This is a genomic window from Microbacterium sp. zg.Y909 (genome assembly GCF_024626565.1).
In genome coordinates, this window is record NZ_JANJFJ010000346.1 from 1 (window position 1) to 4,706 (window position 4,706).

Sequence of the window (4,706 nt, forward strand, 5' to 3'; positions counted from 1 at the left end):
CCGAGCACCGTGACGATGTCGGGCGCCGGCTTGCGGACCACTTCGAGGGCGAACGCCGCTGCGGGCGCCGGCTCGAAGGCGCGGTACCCGTCGAACAGGTGCCCGGCGAGCAGGCCGCTGCCGGCCGTGACCTCGGTGACGGACTCGTCGGCGGCGGTGTACTCCAGCGATCCGGTGCCCCCGCCGTTGACGAACTCGAGCGGAGCGATCTCGCGCACCGCTGCGACGACCGCCGCGCGACGCTCTCGCAATTCGTGGCCGGAGCGGCGCTGCATCCACCGCACGACGCCGTCGCCCGCGCCGGTGGCGTCGGGTTGCCCGGCGATCTGCGCCTCGTACATCATCAGACCGACGAGGCGAAAGCCGTCACGATCGGCGACCGCCCGTGCGAGGCGTGCCACTTCGGCCGGGTCGTGCACCGGCGAACGGCGCACGCCGATGTGCCCGAGGCCCGGTGCCTGCCACGAGGCATCCACGTCGAGCGCCACCCGCAGGCGCGGGCGCGAACGCGGCGGCGCCACTGCGTCGACGACGTCGAGCTGCGCAAGGTCGTCGACCATGAGGGTGATGCGCGCGGCCGCCCTCTCGTCCGCGGCGAGGCGGGAGATGGCGGCGCGATCGACGCTGGGGTACCCGAGAACGATGTCGTCGTGCCGCTCGGCCAGCCACAGGGCCTCGGAAAGGGTGAAGGCGAGGATGCCGTGGTAGCCGGGCAGTGCCAGCGCGGCATCCTGCACCTCGCGCACGCGCACCGACTTGCTGGCCAGGCGGATCGGCACACCGCCGGCACGCACCACGAGGTCGAGCGCATTGAATCTCAGCGCGCTCAGGCTGATCGCAGCGATGGGACCCGACAGATCGGCCACCGCGGCCGTCATCGCCTCCCAGTGGCCGGTGGGGGCAGCGGGCGAAGCGGCGGTGGCGCCGAGCAGGTCGAGCACGACGCCAGCCTAGGGCCGACGGCGAACCGGTGCGTAACGGGCGCAGAGGCGCCGGGTCAGCGGGTGACCGGCAGCGTCCGCAGCAGGTATCGCTCGGCAGAACCGGCCTGCTGGGCCAGGTCCCACAGTGTCGACGATGCCGTGCCTGCGTCCTCGGCGGCGGTCCCGTCCTGCTCGTCCGGCTCGCCGGCGTCCGCGCGGCTCAGTATCCCGAGGACCTGCTCCAGCTCTTCGCGGGTGAGCGTCGTGGCGGCGGCCAGCGTGGTCAGGTCGCGCAGCCCCCTCTGCAGATCGTCGAGCTCGGCGAGCTGCCGGTCGTCGAGCCGGTCACGGTCGGGCACGAGCTCGTCCTGCGCGCGTGCGGCATCGCGGAACAGGGCGATCTCGTCGGGTTCCGACGCACCCCCGCCGTTCGACGAGGCCCGCAGGGCGTTCGCGGTGGCCGCGGTCGCGTTCTCGATACGTCGCCGCAGGGGGGCGGGTCGCAGGCCCGGGATCACGACGAACCCGAGGATGACTCCGACCAGCACGGCACTCGCGGTGAGCCCGACGTACTGCAGCAAGAGGGTGACGGGGTCGAGATCCCGGGTGACGGCGTTGAAGCCGACGCTGACGACGACCATGAATGCCCCGCCCAGCGCCGGACGCGTGACGATGTACCACAGCCCCAGGCACAGGGAGACGGCGGCGACCGCGACGAGGTAGGTGTGCGGCACGAGCAGCAGGATCACCGCGACGGTGAGCGAGCCGGCGACCACGCCGATGATCTTGTTCCTCGTCTTGGTCGCGGTGTCACCCCAGCTGGCCTGGAGGATGCTGAAGGTGGTCAGCAGCGCCGTGGAGACCAGCGGATCGCCCGGCTCCAGCCCGGACGTGATCAGCAGCATCAGCAGCACGGCGAGCCCTGCGCGCAGCGCGTGGCGGAGCTGGATGGACTGCAGCCGCGCAGACGGGTGCAGCACCGCGTCCTTCAGCTGGTGGCGCCGGTCGCGCTCGAGCTGTACCGCAGAGGTGTCGTGCTCGCGGATCGCCTGTTCGACGGTGTCGAGGGCGCGGGCGGCCTCTGTGAGCGGCACGTCGCTGACTGCGGATGCCGGCGAGGCCGTCGCCGTCGCTGTGGCAGGCTCTGATCGTCCTCCCTTGTCCCGTGGCGGCTTGGCCTTCAGCTTCTCGGCCAGCTCGCGGGCGCGCTCCTGGAGCGCGATGGCGTCGGCGGAGCCGCCGGCCCGCCCGACCCTTGCGGTGCGCAGGGCCAGCCGGTACCGCGAGGCACCCTCGAGCGCGTCGGCGAGCCAGCGCTGCCTGCCGTCGCTGAGCCAGGTGCCGAACGCGGTGGCGGTTGCCGCACTGGGATCGTCGGCCGTGAGCACGGCGGCGACCTGCTCGCGCGTCGGCTTGGACGGGTCGGAGATCCCCATCACGATGCGCAGCAGCAGCGCCACCACGACGCCGGCGACGGCTGCGGCAATCACCTGCTGATGGTCGGCCCCGCCCTGCGGGGCGTAGCCGTAGCCGAACATCGTGGTCATCCCCAGCCCCATTCCGGCGGTGCCGAAACGCGGACCGATCAGCGGCAGGAGCGCTGCGACGACGGTCAGCAGCACCACGAGCGCCATCGCCGCGGGGCGCGAGGTCTCGGCCACGAGGCGCGGAACGGCCGCGGCGATGATCAGCAGCGGCCCCATCACCACAGCGATGCGCAGGTCGGCTCGCAGCGGGCCGCCCATGAACGCCACGAGCGAGAACATTCCGGTGAGGCCTCCGATGATCCCCGCAGCGCCCGCCCCCCAGGCGTCGGCGAGCAGAGCGGAGGGCAGCACCACGATGATCATCAGCATCAGGAGCATCGGGGTGCCTTTGGGGCGCTGGGTGCGCGGGGGGCGCTTGCGGCGCTCGCGCACCTGGGCGTCACCGGAGCCTCGGGCAGGGACGCCCTGAGGGTCGGCTGGCGCGTTCATCCCCCGACAGTAGGGCGCAGGCGAGGGAGGCACTAGAGGCCCCGATCGCCGGGCCCCTGAAGATGCTCTCGTACCCCCGGTGGGACTCGAACCCACACTGAAGCGATTTTAAGTCGCCTGCCTCTGCCATTGGGCTACGGGGGCGCGACGCTCGGCACGCCGCGCCCACCCTATCGCCCCGACGCGGGGCGCGAGATTCAGCGGGATGCCGTCGTCTGCTCGGGTGCCTTGCCGGCCTTCTCCGCCACGACCGTCTTGGGGTCGATGGCGGGTGCCGGAGCCGGAGCGTCGGACGCGGCCGGACGCGGGCGGGCGGCGAACTCCTCGAAGACGTACCGGGGGTTCTGCACGGCCTGCAGCGACACGTTGTCGCGGCCGAGCCACAGGTTGTGCCACCAGTCGCCGATGACGCGCCACTTGCGCTCCCACGACGGCATGGCCAGACCGTGGTAGCCGCGGTGCGCGACCCAGGCGATGAAGCCCTTCAGCGCGATGTTCCCCGACTGGAAGACACCGTTGTAGAGGCCGAGACCCGCGACGGCGCCGAGGTTGTGGTGGATGTACTCGCTGGGCAGCTCGCCGCGGAGGACCGCCGTGAGGTTCTTGGCCAGAAGCTTCGCCTGACGGACGGCGTGCTGCGCGTTCGGAACGCAGTAGCCGCCGACGCCCTTGCCGGTGAGGTCGGGGACCGCGGAGATGTCACCGGCGGCCCAGGCGCCCTCGACGATCTCCTCGGCGGTGCCGACGCGCAGGTCGGGGCGGGTGCGGATGCGGCCCCGCTCCTCGACGGGCAGGTCGCTGCCGCGGACGACGGTGGGGTTGGCCATGACGCCGGCGGTCCAGACGATGAGGTCGGTCGGGATCACTTCACCGGTGGAAAGTTCGACATTACCGTCGATTGCGCCCTTGACCTGCGTGTCGAGGTGCACGTTGGCGCCGCGCTTGGCGAGGTCCTTCAGCACCCACTCGCTCGTCTTCAGCGACACCTCGGGCATGATGCGACCCATCGCCTCGATGAGGTGGAAGTGCGTGTCCTCGAACGTCAGCGTCGGGTAGTCCTTGAGCAGTGACGAGGCGAGCGCGCGCATCTCGGCGAAGACCTCGATGCCGGCGAAGCCGCCGCCGACCACAACGACGGTGAGCAGGCGATCGCGCTCGGGACCGGCAGGCAGGTTCGCCGCACGGTCGAAGTTGGTGAGGATGCGGTCACGGATCGCGACGGCTTCTTCGATCGACTTGAGGCCGATCGCGTTCTCGGCGATGCCCGGGATCGGGAAGGTGCGCGAGACGGCGCCGGCGGTCACGACGATCTGGTCGTACTCGTGCTGCCAGGGCTCGCCCTCGGCGGGCGTGATGGTCGCGACCTTGTGCGCATGGTCGATGCCGGTGACCTTGGCGGCCACCACTCGCGTGCGCTTGAGGTGACGACGCAGCCCCACCACGACGTGACGCGCCTCGATCTCACCCGCGGCGACCTCGGGGAGGAAGGGCTGGTACGTCATGTAGGGCAGGGGGTCGACGATGGTCACGTCGGCCTCGCCCTTGCGAAGGTGCTTTTCGAGCTTCCATGCGGTGTAGAACCCCGCATAGCCGCCGCCGACGATGAGGATTCTGGGCACGGTGCTGGTCACGGGAAGACAACTCCTAGATTTGGCTGCTCGGCACACGTTGCGCGCGAGCCGATCTGATGCGCCGGGTAGCAGCAGTGACACCGAGCGCAACCAGTATACCGGCCAGGGTGGCCAGCGAGAGCGGAAGCGTGCCGTAGACGAGGGTGTGTTCCGACGGCAGCAGCGGCGTGGTCGGC

3 protein-coding genes and 1 tRNA gene are annotated in these 4,706 nt (G+C 71.1%); all 4 read right to left on the bottom strand.

Annotated elements, in window-relative coordinates; translation table 11 throughout:
• On the bottom strand, positions 1–941 hold a 941-nt coding region (locus NQ160_RS18825), incomplete at its 3' end, for an alanine racemase (protein ID WP_374113679.1).
• 56 nt (positions 942–997) lie between these two features.
• Complete coding sequence (locus NQ160_RS18830) at positions 998–2,899, bottom strand: FUSC family protein (protein ID WP_257516643.1); 1,902 nt, start codon at positions 2,897–2,899, stop codon at positions 998–1,000.
• A 71-nt stretch (positions 2,900–2,970) separates the two neighbouring features.
• A tRNA-Leu gene (locus NQ160_RS18835) sits at positions 2,971–3,043 on the bottom strand.
• Positions 3,044–3,096: 53 nt separating this feature from the next.
• Complete coding sequence (locus NQ160_RS18840) at positions 3,097–4,518, bottom strand: NAD(P)/FAD-dependent oxidoreductase (RefSeq protein WP_257516645.1); 1,422 nt, start codon at positions 4,516–4,518, stop codon at positions 3,097–3,099.
• Positions 4,519–4,706 lie beyond the last annotated feature (188 nt).

Coding starts and splice junctions, on each gene's coding strand:
- NQ160_RS18830 (WP_257516643.1), bottom strand. CDS start 2,899: ATGAACGCGCCAGCCGACCCTCAGGGCGTCCCTGCCCGAGGCTCCGGT.